At 42.1% G+C, this 18548-nt stretch carries 20 protein-coding genes and 1 tRNA gene; 14 read left to right on the top strand and 7 right to left on the bottom strand.

Annotation, left to right across the window (positions count from 1 at the left end):
- Nucleotides 1-5: 5 nt before the first annotated feature.
- The gene (locus tag FHX64_RS12245; RefSeq protein WP_183414119.1) at nucleotides 6-578 is read right to left on the bottom strand and encodes a pentapeptide repeat-containing protein; all 573 of its coding nucleotides are present in this window, start codon (nucleotides 576-578) and stop codon (nucleotides 6-8) included.
- Nucleotides 579-680: 102 nt separating this feature from the next.
- Nucleotides 681-757, bottom strand: a tRNA-Ala gene (locus FHX64_RS12240).
- A 69-nt stretch (nucleotides 758-826) separates the two neighbouring features.
- Between FHX64_RS12240 and FHX64_RS12235 the strand changes: the two genes are divergently transcribed.
- The 3 genes from FHX64_RS12235 to FHX64_RS12225 all read left to right on the top strand — a co-directional run bounded on the left by FHX64_RS12235 (nucleotide 827) and on the right by FHX64_RS12225 (nucleotide 3859).
- A complete protein-coding gene (locus tag FHX64_RS12235) occupies nucleotides 827-1135 on the top strand; it encodes a DUF4286 family protein (protein WP_183414118.1) in 309 nt (102 codons plus the stop codon).
- Nucleotides 1132-1704, top strand: coding sequence for a crossover junction endodeoxyribonuclease RuvC (ruvC, locus tag FHX64_RS12230; RefSeq protein WP_183414117.1), 573 nt, complete (start codon nucleotides 1132-1134; stop codon nucleotides 1702-1704). Before FHX64_RS12235 ends, ruvC begins: the two co-directional genes overlap by 4 nt.
- A gap of 97 nt (nucleotides 1705-1801) precedes the next feature.
- Nucleotides 1802-3859, top strand: coding sequence for an HD family phosphohydrolase (locus FHX64_RS12225; RefSeq protein ID WP_183414116.1), 2058 nt, complete (start codon nucleotides 1802-1804; stop codon nucleotides 3857-3859).
- A gap of 99 nt (nucleotides 3860-3958) precedes the next feature.
- On the opposite strand, the gene FHX64_RS12220 is transcribed toward FHX64_RS12225, so the two are convergent.
- The 5 genes from FHX64_RS12220 to FHX64_RS12200 form a co-directional block, all read right to left on the bottom strand.
- Nucleotides 3959-4669, bottom strand: coding sequence for a DUF1003 domain-containing protein (locus FHX64_RS12220; protein ID WP_183414115.1), 711 nt, complete (start codon nucleotides 4667-4669; stop codon nucleotides 3959-3961).
- 117 nt (nucleotides 4670-4786) lie between these two features.
- Nucleotides 4787-5368, bottom strand: a complete 582-nt coding sequence (locus FHX64_RS12215; protein WP_183414114.1) for a hypothetical protein — start codon at nucleotides 5366-5368, stop codon at nucleotides 4787-4789.
- Nucleotides 5369-5434: 66 nt separating this feature from the next.
- Nucleotides 5435-6739 (bottom strand): M56 family metallopeptidase, encoded by a 1305-nt coding sequence (locus FHX64_RS12210; RefSeq protein WP_183414113.1) that lies wholly within the window; start codon nucleotides 6737-6739, stop codon nucleotides 5435-5437.
- 5 nt (nucleotides 6740-6744) lie between these two features.
- Entirely contained in the window at nucleotides 6745-7119 is a 375-nt protein-coding gene (locus FHX64_RS12205; protein WP_183414112.1) for a BlaI/MecI/CopY family transcriptional regulator, read from the bottom strand.
- 5 nt (nucleotides 7120-7124) lie between these two features.
- A complete protein-coding gene (locus tag FHX64_RS12200; RefSeq protein WP_183414111.1) occupies nucleotides 7125-8432 on the bottom strand; it encodes a tetratricopeptide repeat protein in 1308 nt (435 codons plus the stop codon).
- A 583-nt stretch (nucleotides 8433-9015) separates the two neighbouring features.
- Here FHX64_RS12200 and FHX64_RS12195 point away from each other — a divergent pair.
- From FHX64_RS12195 to FHX64_RS12145, 11 genes are all read left to right on the top strand, one after another.
- Nucleotides 9016-10638, top strand: coding sequence for a LuxR C-terminal-related transcriptional regulator (locus FHX64_RS12195; RefSeq protein WP_183414110.1), 1623 nt, complete (start codon nucleotides 9016-9018; stop codon nucleotides 10636-10638).
- Between the two features lie 1219 nt (nucleotides 10639-11857).
- A complete protein-coding gene (locus FHX64_RS12190) occupies nucleotides 11858-12019 on the top strand; it encodes a hypothetical protein (protein ID WP_183414109.1) in 162 nt (53 codons plus the stop codon).
- 398 nt (nucleotides 12020-12417) lie between these two features.
- On the top strand, nucleotides 12418-12954 hold the full coding sequence (locus tag FHX64_RS12185) for an AidA/PixA family protein (protein ID WP_183414108.1): 537 nt from the start codon (nucleotides 12418-12420) through the stop codon (nucleotides 12952-12954).
- A 101-nt stretch (nucleotides 12955-13055) separates the two neighbouring features.
- A complete protein-coding gene (locus FHX64_RS12180; protein ID WP_183414107.1) occupies nucleotides 13056-13544 on the top strand; it encodes an AidA/PixA family protein in 489 nt (162 codons plus the stop codon).
- Nucleotides 13545-13711: 167 nt separating this feature from the next.
- Nucleotides 13712-13978, top strand: coding sequence for a hypothetical protein (locus tag FHX64_RS12175; protein WP_183414106.1), 267 nt, complete (start codon nucleotides 13712-13714; stop codon nucleotides 13976-13978).
- Nucleotides 13979-14177: 199 nt separating this feature from the next.
- Nucleotides 14178-14333: a hypothetical protein gene (locus FHX64_RS12170; RefSeq protein ID WP_183414105.1), complete on the top strand. Its 156-nt coding sequence runs from the start codon at nucleotides 14178-14180 to the stop codon at nucleotides 14331-14333.
- Nucleotides 14334-14558: 225 nt separating this feature from the next.
- Nucleotides 14559-14714 carry a hypothetical protein gene (locus tag FHX64_RS12165; RefSeq protein WP_183414105.1) on the top strand — a complete coding sequence of 52 codons (156 nt, stop codon included), beginning with the start codon at nucleotides 14559-14561 and terminating at the stop codon, nucleotides 14712-14714.
- Nucleotides 14715-15317: 603 nt separating this feature from the next.
- Nucleotides 15318-15473, top strand: a complete 156-nt coding sequence (locus FHX64_RS12160) for a hypothetical protein (RefSeq protein ID WP_183414105.1) — start codon at nucleotides 15318-15320, stop codon at nucleotides 15471-15473.
- Between the two features lie 333 nt (nucleotides 15474-15806).
- Entirely contained in the window at nucleotides 15807-16853 is a 1047-nt protein-coding gene (locus tag FHX64_RS12155; RefSeq protein WP_183414104.1) for a hypothetical protein, read from the top strand.
- A gap of 176 nt (nucleotides 16854-17029) precedes the next feature.
- Nucleotides 17030-17527 (top strand): hypothetical protein, encoded by a 498-nt coding sequence (locus FHX64_RS12150; RefSeq protein ID WP_183414103.1) that lies wholly within the window; start codon nucleotides 17030-17032, stop codon nucleotides 17525-17527.
- Nucleotides 17528-17529: 2 nt separating this feature from the next.
- The gene (locus FHX64_RS12145; protein ID WP_183414102.1) at nucleotides 17530-18144 is read left to right on the top strand and encodes a hypothetical protein; all 615 of its coding nucleotides are present in this window, start codon (nucleotides 17530-17532) and stop codon (nucleotides 18142-18144) included.
- Nucleotides 18145-18548 lie beyond the last annotated feature (404 nt).

The raw sequence follows: 18548 nt of genomic DNA, 5'->3' as shown, positions 1-18548 counted from the left end.
AACAGTTACTCTATTTCAATGTCGTATTTGTCCAACAAACCCATTACTCCGGTTTGCGAAAATTTGGCCTTTTTGATGCGGTTCTTTTCCGGATCGATTGAGTAATTATAGGAGGTACGGAAATCGACTTTTTCTACATTCGTATAGTCAAACAGCGTTTTGTTTAAGTCGCACGTATCAAAAACCGATCCTGTCAGATCTGCCTCGCTCATGTCCACTTCCTGAAGGTTGCACGAGCGAAAGTGCGTCTGCTTGAGTTTCATCTTATGAAAAGAGGAGAATTTCAAGATACAGTTTTCAAAGGAAGCAGAAAAAAGAAACTCGTTACAATCGTCAAACTTTACCCCTAGCAGCTTACAATTGACAAACCTTGCATTCCGCAGAGCCGCACTTTTGGTGTTGACAAGGCTGAAGTCACAGCCGTCAAATGTACAATCCGTAAAAAAGACATGGGATAAATCCGCTTTATGAAAGATGCAGCGCACAAACTTGCAATGCTCATATTCTCCTTTAAACAGGTTGTTTTCGGTGTAGTCGTTTTTTTCAAAAACCGTATTCTCAATCAACTTTTTGTTCATTATTGCCAGGCATTACCCGAAAAGAATTTGACAATCAGTGTACAAAAAAAGACTAAACAAAAGCAATGCTTTTTCATTTAGTCTCTTTTGATTATGATAAAATGGTGGAGTATAGCGGACTCGAACCGCTCACCTCGACACTGCCAGTGTCGCGCTCTAGCCAGATGAGCTAATACCCCCTGATTTTTGCGGGACAAAGGTACGACTTTATCCGAAAGAAAAAGCGTACTTTTGCAAAAAAATGTGTGATGTACCTTTTTAATACGACCTTTTATATTGAAGATGGGTTGACAGATGCCTGGATGAAATGGCTGTGGAATGTATATTCTCCAATGATGCAATCGTCCGGGAAATTTACTCATCCGTTGGTCTATCGGGTGCATTCTTTGCAGGGTGAGGAAGGGTCGAGTTCGATTGCCGTACAATTTTCGGTGCAAAGTGTTGAGGACATTGCACAATGGGAAGAGGAAATTAGCGGGCGTGTTGCGCAGTCGATTCAGGAGATATTCGGAACCAAAGTGCTTTATTTCTGGACTGTTTTAGAACCTTTGGCATGAAAGCTTCAGTAAATCCACGCATTATATTAGGGGTTGATCCCGGAACAACCGTGATGGGATATGGTTTGTTGCGGGTTACCGGCCAAACACCTGAGATGTTGACTATGGGGGTAATTGATTTGAAAAAGATCCGGGATCATTATGCCAAGTTGCAGCGCATTTTTGAACGGACTCTTTCCTTGATTGATGAGTATCATCCTACTGAAATGGCTATTGAAGCTCCCTTTTATGGCAAGAATGTTCAGTCAATGCTGAAACTTGGGCGCGGACAGGGGGTCGCAATGGCTGCGGCGCTTTACCGTAATCTTCCGATCACCGAATATGCTCCGTTGAAGATTAAGATGTCCATCACTGGCAATGGAAACGCTGCGAAAGAGCAGGTGGCTGATATGTTGCGACGTATTTTACAAATTCCACCTGAAAATATGCTTGAACGTCTTGATGCTACGGATGGACTGGCTGCCGCTTTATGTCATTTTTATCAGACCAACCGTGTGCAAGGCGAAGCTCCTTTTTCCAACTGGAAAGATTATATTGCAAAAAATAAGGACAAGTTGATTCAAAAATGAAAAATTGTTCTGCAAAAGCAGTATGTTTCTTTGTGCAAAAGAACAACATGCTCGTTGTTTGTTTTATCTTTGCACTTCTTGTTCAAATCAAGTATCAATGAACCGGATTTTAGGTGACCAGAAATGGCGAACGGTGACAAAGGTCATGCTTTTTGTGATGGCAATCGTGGTCATAGTAGCTATCTTCCCCCGCGAAAGTCATTTCAATTATAACTTTGCTGTGGGAAAGCCCTGGCGCTATGGACTCGTGACAGCCTCATTTGATTTTCCTGTTTATAAAAATGCACGGCAACTGCAAAGCGAGCAGGATAGTGTATTACGCGCATTTACTCCTTATTATTTACTCAACGACACGTTATCCGGCTTTGAATTAAAACAATTAAAACAGAGTCTGGAGAAGATGTCCCCCCAGGTGGCTCCTCAGCTTGCCTATCTGAAAAGTGCTTTGTCGACGGTTTATGACAAAGGCATCATGCCAACCGATGATTATAATAGATTGGTAAGTCGCTATCCCTTTGTCAATATTGTGAGACAAAACCGGGCTTCAAAGTCATTCTTAAAAGATATTTTTACGGTAACTTCTGCTTATCAGTATATTGTTGGCAATCTTCCTGCCTCGTTTGATAAGAATGTATTCCAGTCATTGAATATCAATAGCTATATTGTACCTGATCTGCAATATGATGCTGTTATTTCCAATCAGATCAAAAATGATTTACTGCGTTCCGTGTCCGAGACTTCCGGGCTGGTTCAGGCAGGCGAAAGGATTATTGACCGTGGAGATATTGTGACGGATTCTTCTTACCGGGTGCTCACCTCGTTGCGTGTCGCTACCGAACGCCAGCACCGGGACACGCATAAATCGTGGTTGGTGGTTGCCGGAGAGTCATTGTTAGTGACGGCTTTGATGTCGTTACTTTTCTTATATCTGTACCTGTTTCGCCGGCGGGAGATTTTTGCACGTTTCAAGAATGTGTTGTTCATTGTGATGATGATTGTTTTCATGGTGGCAGTAGCTTTCACAGTTGTCTCTTTCACGGGGCTTAATATCTACGTTGTGCCTTTCGCCCTTTTGCCCATCATTATCTGTACTTTCTTTGATGCACGTTCAGCGTTGTATGCCCATATTATCACCATCTTACTAATTTCGTTTGTAGTCACGACATCGCCCTTGCAGTTTGTAATTCTGCAAATCATGGCAGGGATGACCGTCATCTCCAGCTTGCAGGATTTGACGCAGCGCTCGCAACTGGTAAAAACGGTAGGGCTTATTTTTGCAACATACAGCGTGGTTTATTTAGGTATTACCCTGATTCAAAACCAATCACTGGATAAGATCGTATGGATCAACTTCCTGTATTTTGGATTAAATACCTTGCTACTTTTGTTTGCTTATGCGTTTATCTATTTGATTGAGAAATCATTCGGATTTTTGTCCAATGTCACCCTGATTGAGCTTTCCAATGTCAATAGTCCATTGATGGTGCAGTTTTCGGAACAGGCGCCGGGAACATTCCAGCATTCGCTTCAGGTGTCGAGTTTGGCTACGGAAGCCGCCCAGAAAGTACATGCCAATAGCTTGCTGGTGAGGACAGGCGCTTTATATCATGATATCGGAAAGATGGTTCATCCGATATATTTTATCGAGAACCAGACAAATGGCATCAACCCTTTGAACGAGATGTCGGATGAGGAAGCGGCTCAAATTGTGATCAGTCACGTAAGCGATGGCGTACGCATTGCCAATAAGTATAACCTGCCCTGGCAGATTATCCAGTTTATAAAAACCCATCATGGACACAGCAAGGCGAAGTATTTTTATCTGCGTTTCATGCAGGGAAATCCTGAACGGAAAATAGACGAGAAACTTTTTACCTATCCCGGTCCGAATCCCGGTACCAAAGAGACGGCGATCCTGATGATGGCTGATGCGGTTGAAGCAGCCTCCCGCACATTAACGGAATATACGGACGAAAGTATTAACGAACTGGTGGATAAGATTGTCCAGACGCAGATTGCCGAAGGGGCTTTTCAGGATGCTCCAATCACCTTCCGCGATATCGAAACAGTGAAGACGGTTTTCAAAGAGAAACTGCGCAACATGTACCATCACCGTATTGCATATCCCGCTAATATTTTGCCTGAGGAAGTATAGGCAACGTGGACTTCATTTCCTTTTTAGACCATTGTTATAATAGAAAAGCCTTCACCCACGTGATGTAGTGAAGGCTTTTTATGTGATTTTGCCGATCGGCTATTCTGTTTTCTCCGTATTTTGTTGTTTTAAAAAAGCATTCATCATTTCCGTATGCTCTTGTTGCATGTTTATAAATGCCTGTTGTTGGGCTTCGAGTATATGTTCTATCTTTTCATGCAAAACCTGAATCTCCAGTTCCGACTTCAGGTTGATCATATAATCCTTTTGTGCCCGGTCCCGGTCTTTAGCTTCCTGCCGGTTCTGGCTCATCATGATTACAGGTGCCTGTATGGCAGCAATGCATGAAAGGATCAGATTCAGCAGTATGAAAGGGTAGGGGTCAAATCCCTTGTTGCTTAGCCAGAAAGCATTAATGGCGATCCAGATCAGCAAGAATCCTAAAAAGGAAAGGATGAATGTCCAGCTACCTCCGAAACTTGCCACCTTATCAGCAATGCGTTGCCCGAAGGTAGGAGACTCTGCCGCCTCACTTTCCTGCAGTTGATCCGTCAGGGTTTTCCGTTTTGTCAGGGAAGAAACCACTTTTTTCTCCAGTTCATTGAGTTTGCTTTTGTCTTTACCCAGTGAGTGGAGTATATGTTTTTCGCGGTAGTGGTTAAGCTCCGTAGTGGAAAGGGATTGATCCCGGGTAAAGTCAGGATGATCTTTCCGGATCAAATCGAGAATGGATGGGCGCAAGGTAGTCCCTGCTATGCGTTCCGAAACGGGAAACTCTTTTTTTGACAGGTCGCTGATAAATGTTGCCATGTGCATTGAAATTAATTGGGTTGCGGACAAACACAAAGATACAAAAGGAATCGTTATTATCCCATCTGTTTTTTTAGCGAAGGGCTCGCTTTGTCAAAGAGCTCGCTATTGGATAAGTTAAATGCCTTTAGGTAGTTCATCATCATTATTGCTTCGTTCATCTGGATATTGTTTAGCTACAAAAAACAAGACTAAACTTCCAATGAATAAAACCAATGAGCTGGCCAACCATAACCAATAGCCGGTACTATAACCCACAATCAAATACTTATTCCCTGCTTCATCAAGAACAGCATCATGGAACAAAAGAAATAAAGATGATAAACTAGACGATAATGCACTGCCAATCAACAGAAGTTGTTGTTTCGTCGTAAATAGCATCAATATCCATGTTGTTAGAAGGATTGGATTTGCTAACCACGTGATTGAAGATCCTCCAGTAAACAGCATACCCCAAAAACCCCCAAGTAAAGCACTTAATGAGCTTACAGTTCCATCCGATACAGAAAAACAGTCCTGAGTTATGGAGACCGCAAATAAGCCGATACTTAAAGTTAGGGTAATTAATTTAATATATACAATAGGTTTTGCTATCTTGGCCATTTTTAGAGTGTGCTTTTTTGTTTTAGTGAAACCTTCTTTAGCAGTGAAGGCCTCACTATCTTTAGTTTGCGCCGAAAGGTTTTTTGTTTCATTCATTCGTTGATTCGAACTCATCGGATGAGTTAATCCCTGACAGGCGTGAATCTCGCGTTGTCATTCAGCTTAGTGTAGTTTAAAAGTGATAGGCAGGGTATAGAGCACATTGACCGGTTTGCCCCCCTGATACCCCGGAGTCCATCGCGGCATGGCTTTAACGACCCTGATCGCTTCTTCGTCAAGCGCTTTGGTAACTCCACGAATGACATGGACTTCGCTTATATTTCCTTCTTTGTCAACAACAAACTGACAGATTACCCGTCCCTCAGCGCCTTGTTTTTGTGCTTCTACCGGATATTTGATATGTGAGGCAAGATATTCCGCTAATGAAGTTCCTCCATCCCCGAATTTTGGCAATACTTCAACAACTCTATAAACATTCTTGTATTTCACCGGTTTATAGGTGGTCTCCTGTTGTTTTGCTTTTTTCGCTGAAGCTTCATCAGCGCCATAGCCCACTACAGTGACCTGGGTTAAGGTATTACCTGCATTTTGCTTTGCTTCGTCTGTTTGACGGGGTTGTGCGTAGCTAACGAGGATTAATCCTGCCATTGGCACCACCATAAGGCTCTTCGCTATGGAGAGTCTTTTTGATTTTTTCTGTTTCATAGTCGTAATGCGTTTTAATGTTAATGGATATGAGAAATGTAATGCAACGGAATACATCGCTTCTCCTATGCTGTGTTTTAGTAGGATATGAATATATTCCTGTTTGTATTCGGTTCCTTCAATGGCTTTCCGGTCAGCAATAAATTCGCAATTCACCTGTATAGCTTTGGCGTAAAGCCACATAAATGGATTGTAAAACTGAATGATACACATCACACGTGATAGCCATAGATCGAGATAATGCAGTTGCCGGATATGTGCAGACTCATGTCTGATGATAAGCTTTTGTTCAAGTTCCGATTCGATATCTTTTGGCATAAAGATGTACTGTCCGAAAGAGAAGGGAGCGTTTTTCAGATCGGTGTAAATAATTTTTTGCGCAGATGGCAGTCGTTTGTTTTTCAGAATCTCCCGGACGATTTTGACCAGATGCAGCATAACGCGGATTATTAGCACTGCGCTAGCCGTGATGTAAAGAATAACAATGGAGATGAGAGCTATCGCTTTCCATGAAACGGGGTCTGCCTGTTGTCCGATAATGGTGGCATAAACGCCTCCTGTCTGGATAAGAGGTCTGTTTCCATTAAGTGCTGTGTAATGCACCGTTACAAACGGCATAACTATCGAAGCAACAATTCCCGCGAGCAGGAATGCGCGGTTAAATCCGTGGAATGACTCTTTTTGCAAAAAGAAATGGTGGACAAGATAAAATATCATGATCCACAGCGAAGATTTTAGGAGGTAATCAAAATAAATTTCCATAATCGTTATGTTTCAGTATTGTTGATTTCATCTTTAACTGTCTTCATAATTTCATCTATTTCCTGTACGGAAAGATTGTTCTCTTTTGCAAAGAACGAGGTCAGTCCTGCGAAAGAGTTGTTGAAATAGTTATGCAGGATATTCGTAATCTGTTTCTTGGAATATTCCGTTTTACTTACAAGCGGAAAATAGACGAAGGTTTTGCCATAGGCTTTGTGACTGACAAACTCTTTCTGTTCCAGAATGCGGATGATGGTTGACACCGTATTCCTGGCTGGTTTCGGATCGGGAAATCTATCCCGGATGTCGGCTACGATGCCTTCGCCCATTTCCCACAATTGTTGCATAATCTGTTCTTCTGCTTTGGTAAGTTGTTGCATGATTCTTATTGTTTTGTGTGAGTAAACTTTTCCAGTTCCTGTATCCTCTCCCTGATGGAGTTAATAATGCCGGCTATGACACTGTTTTCTGCCTCTTTATTCGTTGTGTGTTTATTATCCCACATGTTTACTATTATTTTGTAATAACGAAGCGCTTCCTGTTTGTCATTCATGCAATTATCTGCCCGGATAGCCAGCATAAGCAATGTATTTCCATCCTGAGGGTTGAATTGATATGCTTGTTTATAGGCTTTGTAGGCATCCGTACAATTGCTTTTGTCATATGCGTCGAATGCTTTGCCCAGATTAAAGTAGAGCGATGAGAGATAAACCGAGTCGGGTGTTGCAAGATCAATTGCTTTTTGCAGATAATAGATTCCTTGTGCTTTGTAAAACGATAAGTAACACGATACTCCCAGATAATTGGCAATCATGTCATCGGAGGTGTCTTGGTGGTATGCCTTTTCAAGAAGCTGTACTGCTTTGTCGTACATTTTATTTTTGAAGCAACTGATGCCATAATATTTTAGTACAAACAGCGAGCTGTCTTCCGATGCATAGCACTTTGCGAAATGACTGACAGCAACTGAATCCTTATTTTGCAAATAGTAAATGTAGGCATTCGTGCTGTTTATCCTTTGATTAGTAGAATCGTTTTTTCTGTACTGACGGGTTACGGCCAATGCCTCATCATATTTCTTTTGCTTTATCAGGATATTGCATAGAGCATTGGTGGACACCACATCGCCGGGATTGGCGCTGATTGTTTTGTGATAAAACCAAATTGCTTTGGGAATGATTTCCAAGTCATCATAACATATTGCCAGAGAGCGATTGATAAGTATGTTTGTTGAATCTGCCTGATACATTTTTTCATAAAGCATTTTGGCAAGAGGGATATTGTTTGTTGTCAAAAAATAGTTTGCGGCTTCCATATGCAGGGCAATGTTGCCTGAATCTTTTGCTATTGCCTTTAGATAGAACTGAGAAGCTTTTGTTTCATCACCTGTCATACGGTAACACTCCGCTATTTTAGCCAGGGCATCTACTCTCAGGCTATCCATAGCAACTGATTTCTTTAGGGATGCAACCGCATCCATCGGCCTGTAAAGATTTAATTGCGTGATGCCTCTCAGGAAGAAATATTCAGAAGATCGGGAGATGGGCTGTTTCCCACAAGCATCAAGTACGCTGAGTGCAGCCTGATAATTTGATGCAGCAATATATGATTTTACTTCATCTATGGATTGCGATTTTGCTAAACGGGGTAAAGCGATAAAGGCAATGACAGAAACAAGTATCCATGTTTTCATTTGTTTGCTATTGTATTTGAAGCATAGATTGGAGACATCATCTATCCGAATATATGTTGTTTGGTAGCTTATTTCAAATAATAAGGGAATAAGGTTCGTCTGATTTTTAATCATCTGTTTTTCTGCTACTAAGGGAGAATCTCTTATCCGAAATAAGATTTTAATCCCTCCGGTAATTGACTTTATTTCTTTATTATCTATTACATACGCTTTTTAATCAATACTGCTTTAATCGGATTATACATTCTGTTGTATAGCTAACCCTCGACAAATATATGACTAAAAAGTTAGGCAATGCAATAGCTTTTGAAATAATTAACTAATAAATTAGTCAAAAGACGAACAACTACGGCAATGATGTATGGTAAGGGGCCAGAAAGTAAACCAACCGTTTATCCTTTCCACTTTTAGGATTGCCGGGCATAGATAATTTGCAATGAATTGATATGCAAATGCCCAAAAAAACAAAAAATGTAACACAAAGTTGTTGTTGTTTTACAAGGCTCAATTTTGTATTTATTTATTTTGTATCTTTAGCCAGTTAAAACAAGTCCTGAAGATATTGTTTTTATTGCAAGAAAGTATGCGCCGTTTCCTTTCCTTTCTTTTGCCTGTTCTATTGCTTACAGCCTGTGGACACACTCCACCACAGGACAAAGTCTTGCTTGCCAAAGCCGACAGCCTGATGGGAACAAATCCTCCAGTCGCTCTGATGGCATTACGGCAAATCAGAAATGTACGGCAGCTCTCCTCTCCCGATCATGCATGGTATGCCCTGTTGATGAGCCGGGCGCTTGATAAATGCAATATCCATGTGCAATCCGACTCACTTATCCGCATCGCCACACATTATTACGGCGAGGATAACCCCGTTTGTGCGGGATATGCCTGGTTCTACATGGCCCGCGTGGATGAACACCGGGGCAACGCTGAAGGGCGCGCCACCTCCCTGCTGAAAGCCCAACAGTATGCCCTGCAGAGTCGGGACTATGCACTCCGCGGATTGATTTACGGGGACAAAGCACGGGAGTTTCAGGAACAATGGCAACTGGATAGTTCATTATTTTATTTTCATCAGGCTTATTATTCATTTAAACAGGGCATAAGTCGACGTAATGAAGTGGTGAACTTATTAAGCATAGGATATACGCATTACTTAAAAAGGGAATTCGACAGCGCTCTGGTGTATTACCAATATGCCGGAAAGCAGGCCGTTTTTTTGCAGGATACCCTTGTCAGGTCATCCATTAACAGGGAAACAGGGCTGACATTTTTTTATAAAAAGAATTATTCCCAAGCGCTACACTATTTCAGGTTGGCTTCCGAAGTGTCCGATGCTTTTGATTATAGTAAATGGTTTGATATCGCTATGACTTACCTTCAAATCAATGAACCGGACTCTGCACGGTTCTACCTGCTCAAGTGCAAAGATCCTCATGAAATGGCTCCCGACTATTACCGACTATGGGAAATCTTGTATGAAAAGAAGGGAAATCTCCCGCTAGCGCTTCACTATGCCAATAAAGTCTCCATCGCTAAAGATTCGCTAAATCGGCTGGCCCTGAAAGAAAGTTTTGCCGGGTTGGAAAAGAAGTACAACTACCAGCGGATGGTGGCGGAAAACAGTAAACTGGCGGCTGCCAACCAACAAAAGATGAACCTGCTGCTTATGGTGCTTGTGGCGTTGCTTTTCATCCTCTCTTTCTTCCTGCTGTTTTACCTGAACCGGAAGAAAAAAGAGCTGGCACAACAACAGGTCATCATCAATCATCAAAAAGAACGGACACAATTGATGGAAAAACAGCAGCACCTGCAAAATGTGTTACAGCATAAAATCGATACGTTCAGGCAAAATGTATTGGCCGGTCTTCAGCTTCCGGAACAACAGACAGAAGATGCTTGTGTACCCGGATTGAATCAACCTCAATTAGAAGAGGTGTTAAGCAATATTGAAGCCTGTTACAACGATATTGGCGTAAAGCTTCAAACCCGTTTCCCGATACTAACCCAGCATGAAATTCACATTCTTATGCTTATTCAGGTACATTTTACCTCGTCCCAAATTGCCGGTGTACTGGGCACTTCAGAAAATGCTATTAACGTCACCCGTTCCACGATCCGCAAGAAGCTGAATCTAAGCAATAAAATCAATTTGGTTACCTTTCTTTCCCATGTTTGTACAGATCAGGGAGAAGAAAAGGTCTGAAGTTACAGGAAGGTAAAGAAGAACTGAAGAATCGGGAAACCGGTTCATCCAAAATTCCCATAACAGGTTGATTTTAGGCCTTCGCCTTTCGATCTGCTGTTTATTTGTTTGTCTTTAGACCTTCGATATTAGACCTATTCCACTTTACGCTTTTGTCCGTTGTTCTCTTTAAACTCTTGTTTTTTTACTCATTCCTCCATTCCTTCTATCTTTAGGCGGGCCTGACCCGCCGGATTTATACATCCGACGAGACGTAATGTGTTTTCGTATGGCATAAATCCTGTTTTCAAATTTCCTTTTCCTTCCCTCGCGGCAGAGCCGCTCAATATTTGTAGCAGAATGAGATGATACGATGTCGCCAGGAAGATGCAGAGCATTGTAATATTAAATCAGTTGGCACAATGATGACCCTGACCCGTCGAATTTATAAATCAGAAGTGACGGGGTTAAAAAAAATTTAACCCTATCCCCAATTAAATGACCGAATAATAGAATGATCTAATCTTACCCCCGTTCCGGGTACTTTCCTTCATCAGAAGGGCAGAACAATCTGACAATCAAGCAAAGGCTGCCATGGTTACCAAAACATGATGATCAAGCGTTGTCCCCAATGTTAATAACAGAATAACCGATAAAACAACATGAAACGAGCACGACAAATAAAGCATGACACACAAAGAAATGTGTATGTGCGAGTTCCATCTGACCAATAAAAAAAATTATAAACAGATGAAATTAAATAAGTTAGAGAAGTTATAACCCTCAGTTCCTCAAATCTTCAGTCCTGTTTGGTTTGTCTCCTGCTTTAGCCGGAGGATAGTAGGAAAAATCCCTATCCCGGCTTCAACCAAAGGATTATGGAATGCAGCTGCCAATAAAAAAAACCGCCGAAGCTGTAAAAGAAAAAAAAGAACGTTAGTTCTGAAATCTAATGTACTGAATCACTCCATTTTTTTACCATAAAACCCTGATTCCACCCTATAGGCAAAAAACCTAAGGTAGAAGAAGCTTGTTTGATTGCATAATTCATTCATTGTGAGTTGTTTGTTTGTGCTTAATTATCCTTAAAGTTAAGGTGCCTTCCTGATGATATTTGTCTCTGTTCTGATTTTTTTTATATTACTTTGAAATAAATCAAATAACAGAAATGGGCATGCAACTACATCCTTGTATTGACATGTGAATTTCAGAGCATCTTTAACAACAAAATTCTTTTAGTATGAAAACAAACCGCTCATTTTGGAAAAAAGGAGTCATGGTTGTAGCCCTGCTTCTTTACTGTGGCGTCCTGTTTGCAGACGATCCACCTCAACCTCCAGTAGTAAACCCTAACCCTGTTTCGCAAACTCCTCCTCCCATTACCATTGGGCATGTGGGATAATTGATGCTTTTTTGATTGGTAAATCCGGAGCGGCGTGATGCCGCTCTTACCTTTTCTCCATTGTCCCGTATCATCCGAAAGGATACCCACAGAGATACATCTCTTCAGGCAAACAGCTCTTTTTTTCGATACATCAAAGAGCCTCCCTTGTTATTTACGGGGCTTGCAACCCTGTAAAACAAAAAATGGCCTCCCTGTGAGTGCCACACAACAAAGTGAACCAAAAATTGAAGTTTAACAAACCCAGAGAAGCCGCAACAAAAATACTTACTTTTCCCGATATCATTGCACAGGCTGTAATAGGCGGGCGTGTCCGATTCTGAAAAGGAGTTGGTTGCGTGAAAAAAAGAGCGAATACCGAAAAGCTTTACGAGTAGGAAACTTCAACTCATATCATTATGGCAACTATTAATGTTTTAATCGCAGTGGATGCTGCAAAATTAGCCCAACAAGTAGCAGATGGTTCCCTCAAACCAGGGACAAAGGATAATCCTACCAACCTGGGGTCTTATGACCAATCCGATGTTTATATTGCAATGATTACGCAAAGCGGAAATGTGGACAATACTTCACAGGGTAAGTCGGAACTGGAAATCAAATGTAACGGAGGGGATACTATCCAATGGGCCATCACCTCATTTACCAATAACTTCGATCACTCCGTATTCCTTTATAACGGGCGATTCAATCCTGCCGATGCGATGAATATGATGAGCTATAACTCTTCACAGACTAAAAACTACCTCCCTGCACCGGGTACCGGCGGCTCCATCGGGAATATCACAAAATATATCAACCAGGTTGTCACTGCCCAGGCAAACGTGGCAAGGGTTGAAGTCAGGATACAATATTTTCTGTCATTCCAGTTGTATGATAATGCTAAAGGGTCGATTATCGGCTACTTTGCCTGGGATCCATTCATTAACGTTCATTGATGTGAATTCCTTTATCCAAAAGAGGAGCCGGTGATTCCGGCCTCCTGCTTTGGATATTTATGCGAGTCCGTAACTTATTCTTTTCACGTAACGTTTGAACTATGCCAACTATCAATATTTTAATTGCAGTCGATGCGGCAGCTTTAGCCCGGCAAGTCAGTGATGGTTCTGTGAAATGCGGCTCGATGCGTTGGCCTACCTCGTTAAATTCGTATCGCCGGACCGATGTTTATCTTGTTATGCTTTCTCCATACGGTCCGATTGACAACAAGAAACAATTGTCGGATTTGCTGATTAATCCGCAGCAGGATTACACCATTCGGTGGTCGATTACCTCGTTTGCCAACAATTTCAATCACTCACTGTTTTTCTACAAGGTGCGGAGCAGCTGGTCCGAGTACGATTCCACACAAGTGGACAATTATTTGCCTGCGCCGGGAGATGGCATCTCAACCGGAACGGTCACCCGATACGCGAATCAGGTGGTCACTGTCCGCTCTGCCATTACATGGCGTTGCTCCCTGTGCTTCCAAGTGATTGATAATGCCACCGGGGAAAGCATCGGCTTTTTTAAATGGAATCCATTTTGATGGTATCCCTGGATATATTCTTCTGTCAGGCAAATAGACATTCGTAACACACAGTTTGTGCTGTTTATAGTGAACTTTTACGTACATGGCGGAGGCCAGAAACCGCTTGAAAAAACGGGGTGTAACCTGAAAAACCATACGAGTAGGGGATTAAAAAATAAAAGATTATGGAAGCAGCAGTAGGAGGATGGACTCCTTTTAGCACACAAATTCCAGCTGATGTACTGGATGTATTCAAAAAATCCTTTGCAGGATTTGTAGGTGTAACTTATAGCCCCCTGGCTTATGCATCGCAGGTTGTGGCTGGAACAAATTACCAGTTTTTCTGCAATGCAAAAGGCGTTTATCCCGGAGCAGCAAACGAAGCCGCAATGGTAACTATCTATAAACCTTTGCAGGGAGATCCGCACATCACATCCATTCACAAAGTATAGCCTTTGGTTGTGGGGATCATGAGAGCCGGCGATGAAGTTATTTGTTGCCGGTTCTCTTTTTTTATGCTTTTCTCAGACACAACTGAATAACAAAATGACTGAATAATGAAACTGCAGAAAGATCTATTCAATTGACAATGCAAGTAATCTGTTTAATTATTGCGTGTGTCTGGATTCACAAATTATAAATGATTGGAAGATGTCACCGCTACGCGGCTATTGTGATGTAATGGATATTGTTTTCTACGAAGATATCAGGGCTAACGCCCCTATACATGGAAGGACTGGCAATCAGGAAAGTCTCTCTACTTTGGAGAGGGATTTAGGGAGAGGTCTGAATATCCCTGGTTACTAAAATATTATTCTCAAGTGTATCCTGTCCCCTTTGGTGAAAGGGGACGAGTGGAGCGGAGGGTTGGAAATCAAATACCCCCGTCATGTCGGATTTATAAATTTGACGGGTCAGGTCCCTCAATCCTTCAATTCTTCAATCCTTCAATCCTTCAATCTATAGGGGCGTTAGCCCTGTGATCTGTTTCATTTATGTGAGGGCTGGATTACAAATTATCAGGAATTAAAGATGTCACCGCTACGCGGCTATTGTGATGTAATGGATATTGTTTTCTACGAAGATATCAGGGCTAACGCCCCTATACATGGAAGGACTGGCAATCAGGAAAGTCTCTCTACTTTGGAGAGGGATTTAGGGAGAGGTCTGAATATCCCTGGTTACTAAAATATTATTCTCAAGTGTATCCTGTCCCCTTTGGTGAAAGGGGACGAGCGGAGCGGAGGGGTTGGAAATCAAATACCCCCGTCATGTCGGATTTATAAATTTGACGGGCCAGGTCCCTCAATCCTTCAATCCTTCAATCCTTCAATCTATAGGGGCGTTAGCCCTGTGATCTGTTTCATTTATGTGAGGGCTGGATTGCCAAATTATCAGGAATTAAAGATGTCACCGCTACGCGGCTATTTTGATGTAATGGATATTGTTTTCTACGAAGGTGCCAGAGCTACGCTCCTCCCGTCATGTCGAATTTACAAATCCGACGAGTCAGGAAAGTCTCTCTACTTTGGAGAGGGATTTAGGGAGAGGTCTGAATGTTCGTGGTTACTAAAATATTATTCTCAAGTGTTATCCTGTCCCCTTTGGTGAAAGGGGACGAGCGGAGCGGAGGGTTGGAAATCAAATACCTCCGTCATGTCGGATTTATAAATTTGACGGGTCAGGTCCCTCAATCCTTCAATCCCTCAATCCTTCAATCTATAGGGGCGTTAGCCCTGTGATCTGTTTCATTTATGTGAGGGCTGGATTACAAATTATCAGGAATTAAAGATGTCACCGCTACGCGGCTATTGTGATGTAATGGATATTGTTTTCTACGAAGATATCAGGGCTAACGCCCCTATACATGGAAGGACTGGCAATCAGGAAAGTCTCTCTACTTTGGAGAGGGATTTAGGGAGAGGTCTGAATATCCCTGGTTACTAAAATATTATTCTCAAGTGTATCCTGTCCCCTTTGGTGAAAGGGGACGAGCGGAGCGGAGGGTTGGAAATCAAATACCCCCGTCATGTCGGATTTATAAATTTGAGGGGTCAGGTCCCTCAATCCTTCAATCCTTCAATCCTTCAATCCTTCAATCTATAGGGGCGTTAGCCCTGTGATTTTCGTAGGAATATATATTCCACCCATGACAAAGGAGCGTTAGCTCTGAGATCTTTAAAACATGACCATTGACAATGAAAATTTGAAGTTAAAGAGGATGAGACGTTCCGAAGTTAAAGAAGTTGGAACCTTCAGTCCTTCAATCTTTTTAGCGATATGTATTACAGGATTTTTCTTATTGTATGTTTTTTATTCGTAGCCGGCTGCGGGGATATTGTGTGGCCGGACAACGTATTGTTTTTCCGGAAAAACGGGCGGATACAGCATAACACCGATAAAACGGCTGCACCGCATAAACTGTTCATAACGAAACGAAAACCCGGGCCACACGACTATAAAAGATGGTTATCACTGGCTGCACGATATCTGAAAACAGGCCAAGCGGACTCCGCCAGGCTATGCCTGGCCCGTTGTCCCGATCCGCACGAATTGGCCCCCGAATATTTCCACCTCTGGCAACAGGTCGAAAAACAGGAGGGTCATCCGGACAGGGCACTCTATTACGCCGAACGGGTAACCATGGCCAAAGATTCGCTCCGGGACAGCATGCTTGAGCAAAGTTTGTACGGTCTGGAGAGGAAATATAACTATGAACGCTTTATTGCCGAAAACGATCGCCTTATTATCGAAAACCAGCATGGCAAAGTGTACCTGTTGCTGTTGACGGTTATCGTCCTGATTGTTGTCTCCCTGTTGCAATATCACAAATATAGGGCCCGGCAAAAGGAGCTGGAACAAAAAAATGCATTGATTGCCCGCGAACAGGAAAACAATCGTCTTACCTTGCAGCAACTTAAGCTACAACAGACTATCATTGAAACGCTGGAATTTTACCGGACAACCCGCTTAACCGGATATTTATCCGATAAAACCGCCGGTAATTCCCCGTCCGTCCGCCAGATGCAGGCCGCCACCCGCATAGAACTGCGCGACCGTATCATGGCCTGCATTCAGGTCATTTATCCCCAGTTGTATGATTATTTGTTGTCGCATCCTTCCAATCTCAATGCTACCGAGATGCTGCTCTGTTGCCTCATCCATGCCGGGTTCGAGGTGTCGCTCATTGTGGCATTGCTCAACATCAAAAAAGAATCGCTTTATGTGTTCCGGTCGAAGATCAGGGAGAAACTGGAACTGGATAAAAATGAGGATCTCTCTTCATTTCTTGCCAAAAAACAGGCTCCTTTTCAGGGCAATTTATAGGGTTTTTTGACCAGTTAATATGCTTACATTTTCAAAAGCCTGTATTTGATTGGATATTAATAAGATGCGAATCGTTAAATAACGCAAAGTTAATATATCCGTTTTTTTGAACTGTACAGCCCAACTCTGTTATTATTCTTTACTTTGCAGCGCTCACCCATTCAAAATCAAATACTATGAGCGCTACTTATTTTCTTACCCGGCGGATTAAATATTCAATAGAACGAATTCTATCTCCCATACGATATGTCGAATATTGGACACATCGGATTCCATATTGGATACGACGGATAGAATATTTGGTACGACGAATTCTATATTTCACACGTAGCATCCAATATTCGACAGAGCGAATCAAATATTCCATACGACGAGCCGAATATTCAACACAACAGATTCCATATTGGATACGGCGAATAGAATATCCGACACGACGAATTCCATATTCAATACGTAGAATTCAATATCCGACAGAGCGAATCAAACATTCAACACAACAGATTCCATATTGGATACAACGGATAGAATATCCGACACAACAAATTCCATATTCTTTCCGCGGGGAGCAATTTTGGAAGGCGGATCGGATGTTGAATAAACGGGATAACCCTTCTGATGGCATACATCGATTTATCGTGCGTTCATACATAATTAATTTACTATTAACTTTATAACAATGAAAAAAGTAAAAGCGCTTTTGGATTTTATCCAATATCCGATTCCGGCAAAGATTACATTTTACTACAATGTGTATGATAAGCTGACCGGAAGTAGCCTGTTTCCCGAACCAGATGTACCTCTCCCGGAGCTCAAAACAGCTATAGATACCTTTAATACTGCTTATCTGGCATCCAAAGACGGGAGTCATACGGCAATCTCGGCCATGTACGATGCCGAAGAAGTAGTTGATCATGATCTCCGCCTTACGGCGGCTTATGTCAACCGGATTGCCAATGGAGACGAAACGGCTATCCTGAGTGCCGGGTTTCACACTTCAAAACAGCCCGCTTCCATTCAAAAGCCGGTTTTGGCAGCCATTGACGGTGACAACTCAGGTGCTATCAATTTGGTGGCAAAGGCAATACCCAAATCCCGCGCTTACATTTGGCAAATGGCAAAGGACAAACTGCCCGAGACGGAAGCAGGATGGGGAATTGTGGGATACAGCACCCAGGCTTACCTCCAGTTAACCGAACTGACAGTGGCTACGAGGTATTACTTCAGGGTGGCTGCCATTACGCCAACCGGCAATACCGACTATACTCCTGCCGTAATGAAATTGGTGGTGTAGGAAAGAACAGAAAGAAAATAAAAAGATAAGAACGCACGAATTTTTTTCTGATCTGCTCTTTTACTGACCGGATAACTCTAAGTCATCCGGTTAGTTTGGTTACAATCAAATAACAGAATAACCGATTCAGTTGACAATGGACAATGGAAATCTGAAGAGAATGGTCAAGTAGACAGCGGTTGGAAAAAGAAAGAAATTTTAATACATTCTCCCTGTCATTTATAAACTGTAAAGTTTTTTCTAAAATGGCTATTTGTAGCATGCAGATATTTAATGACATATAATAGCTAAAAAAATGCAATGTAAAGTTGCTGCTTTTTGAGAAAACGGGATTTCGTATTTATCTATTTTGTATCTTTAGCCAGTTAAAACAAGTCCTGAAGATATTGTTTTTATTGCAAGAA

Source organism: Microbacter margulisiae (assembly GCF_014192515.1).
GTDB classification, from domain to species: Bacteria; Bacteroidota; Bacteroidia; order Bacteroidales; family Paludibacteraceae; genus Microbacter; species Microbacter margulisiae.
Note: the sequence above shows the minus strand (reverse complement) of the source record. Positions and strands in the feature narration are given on the sequence as shown.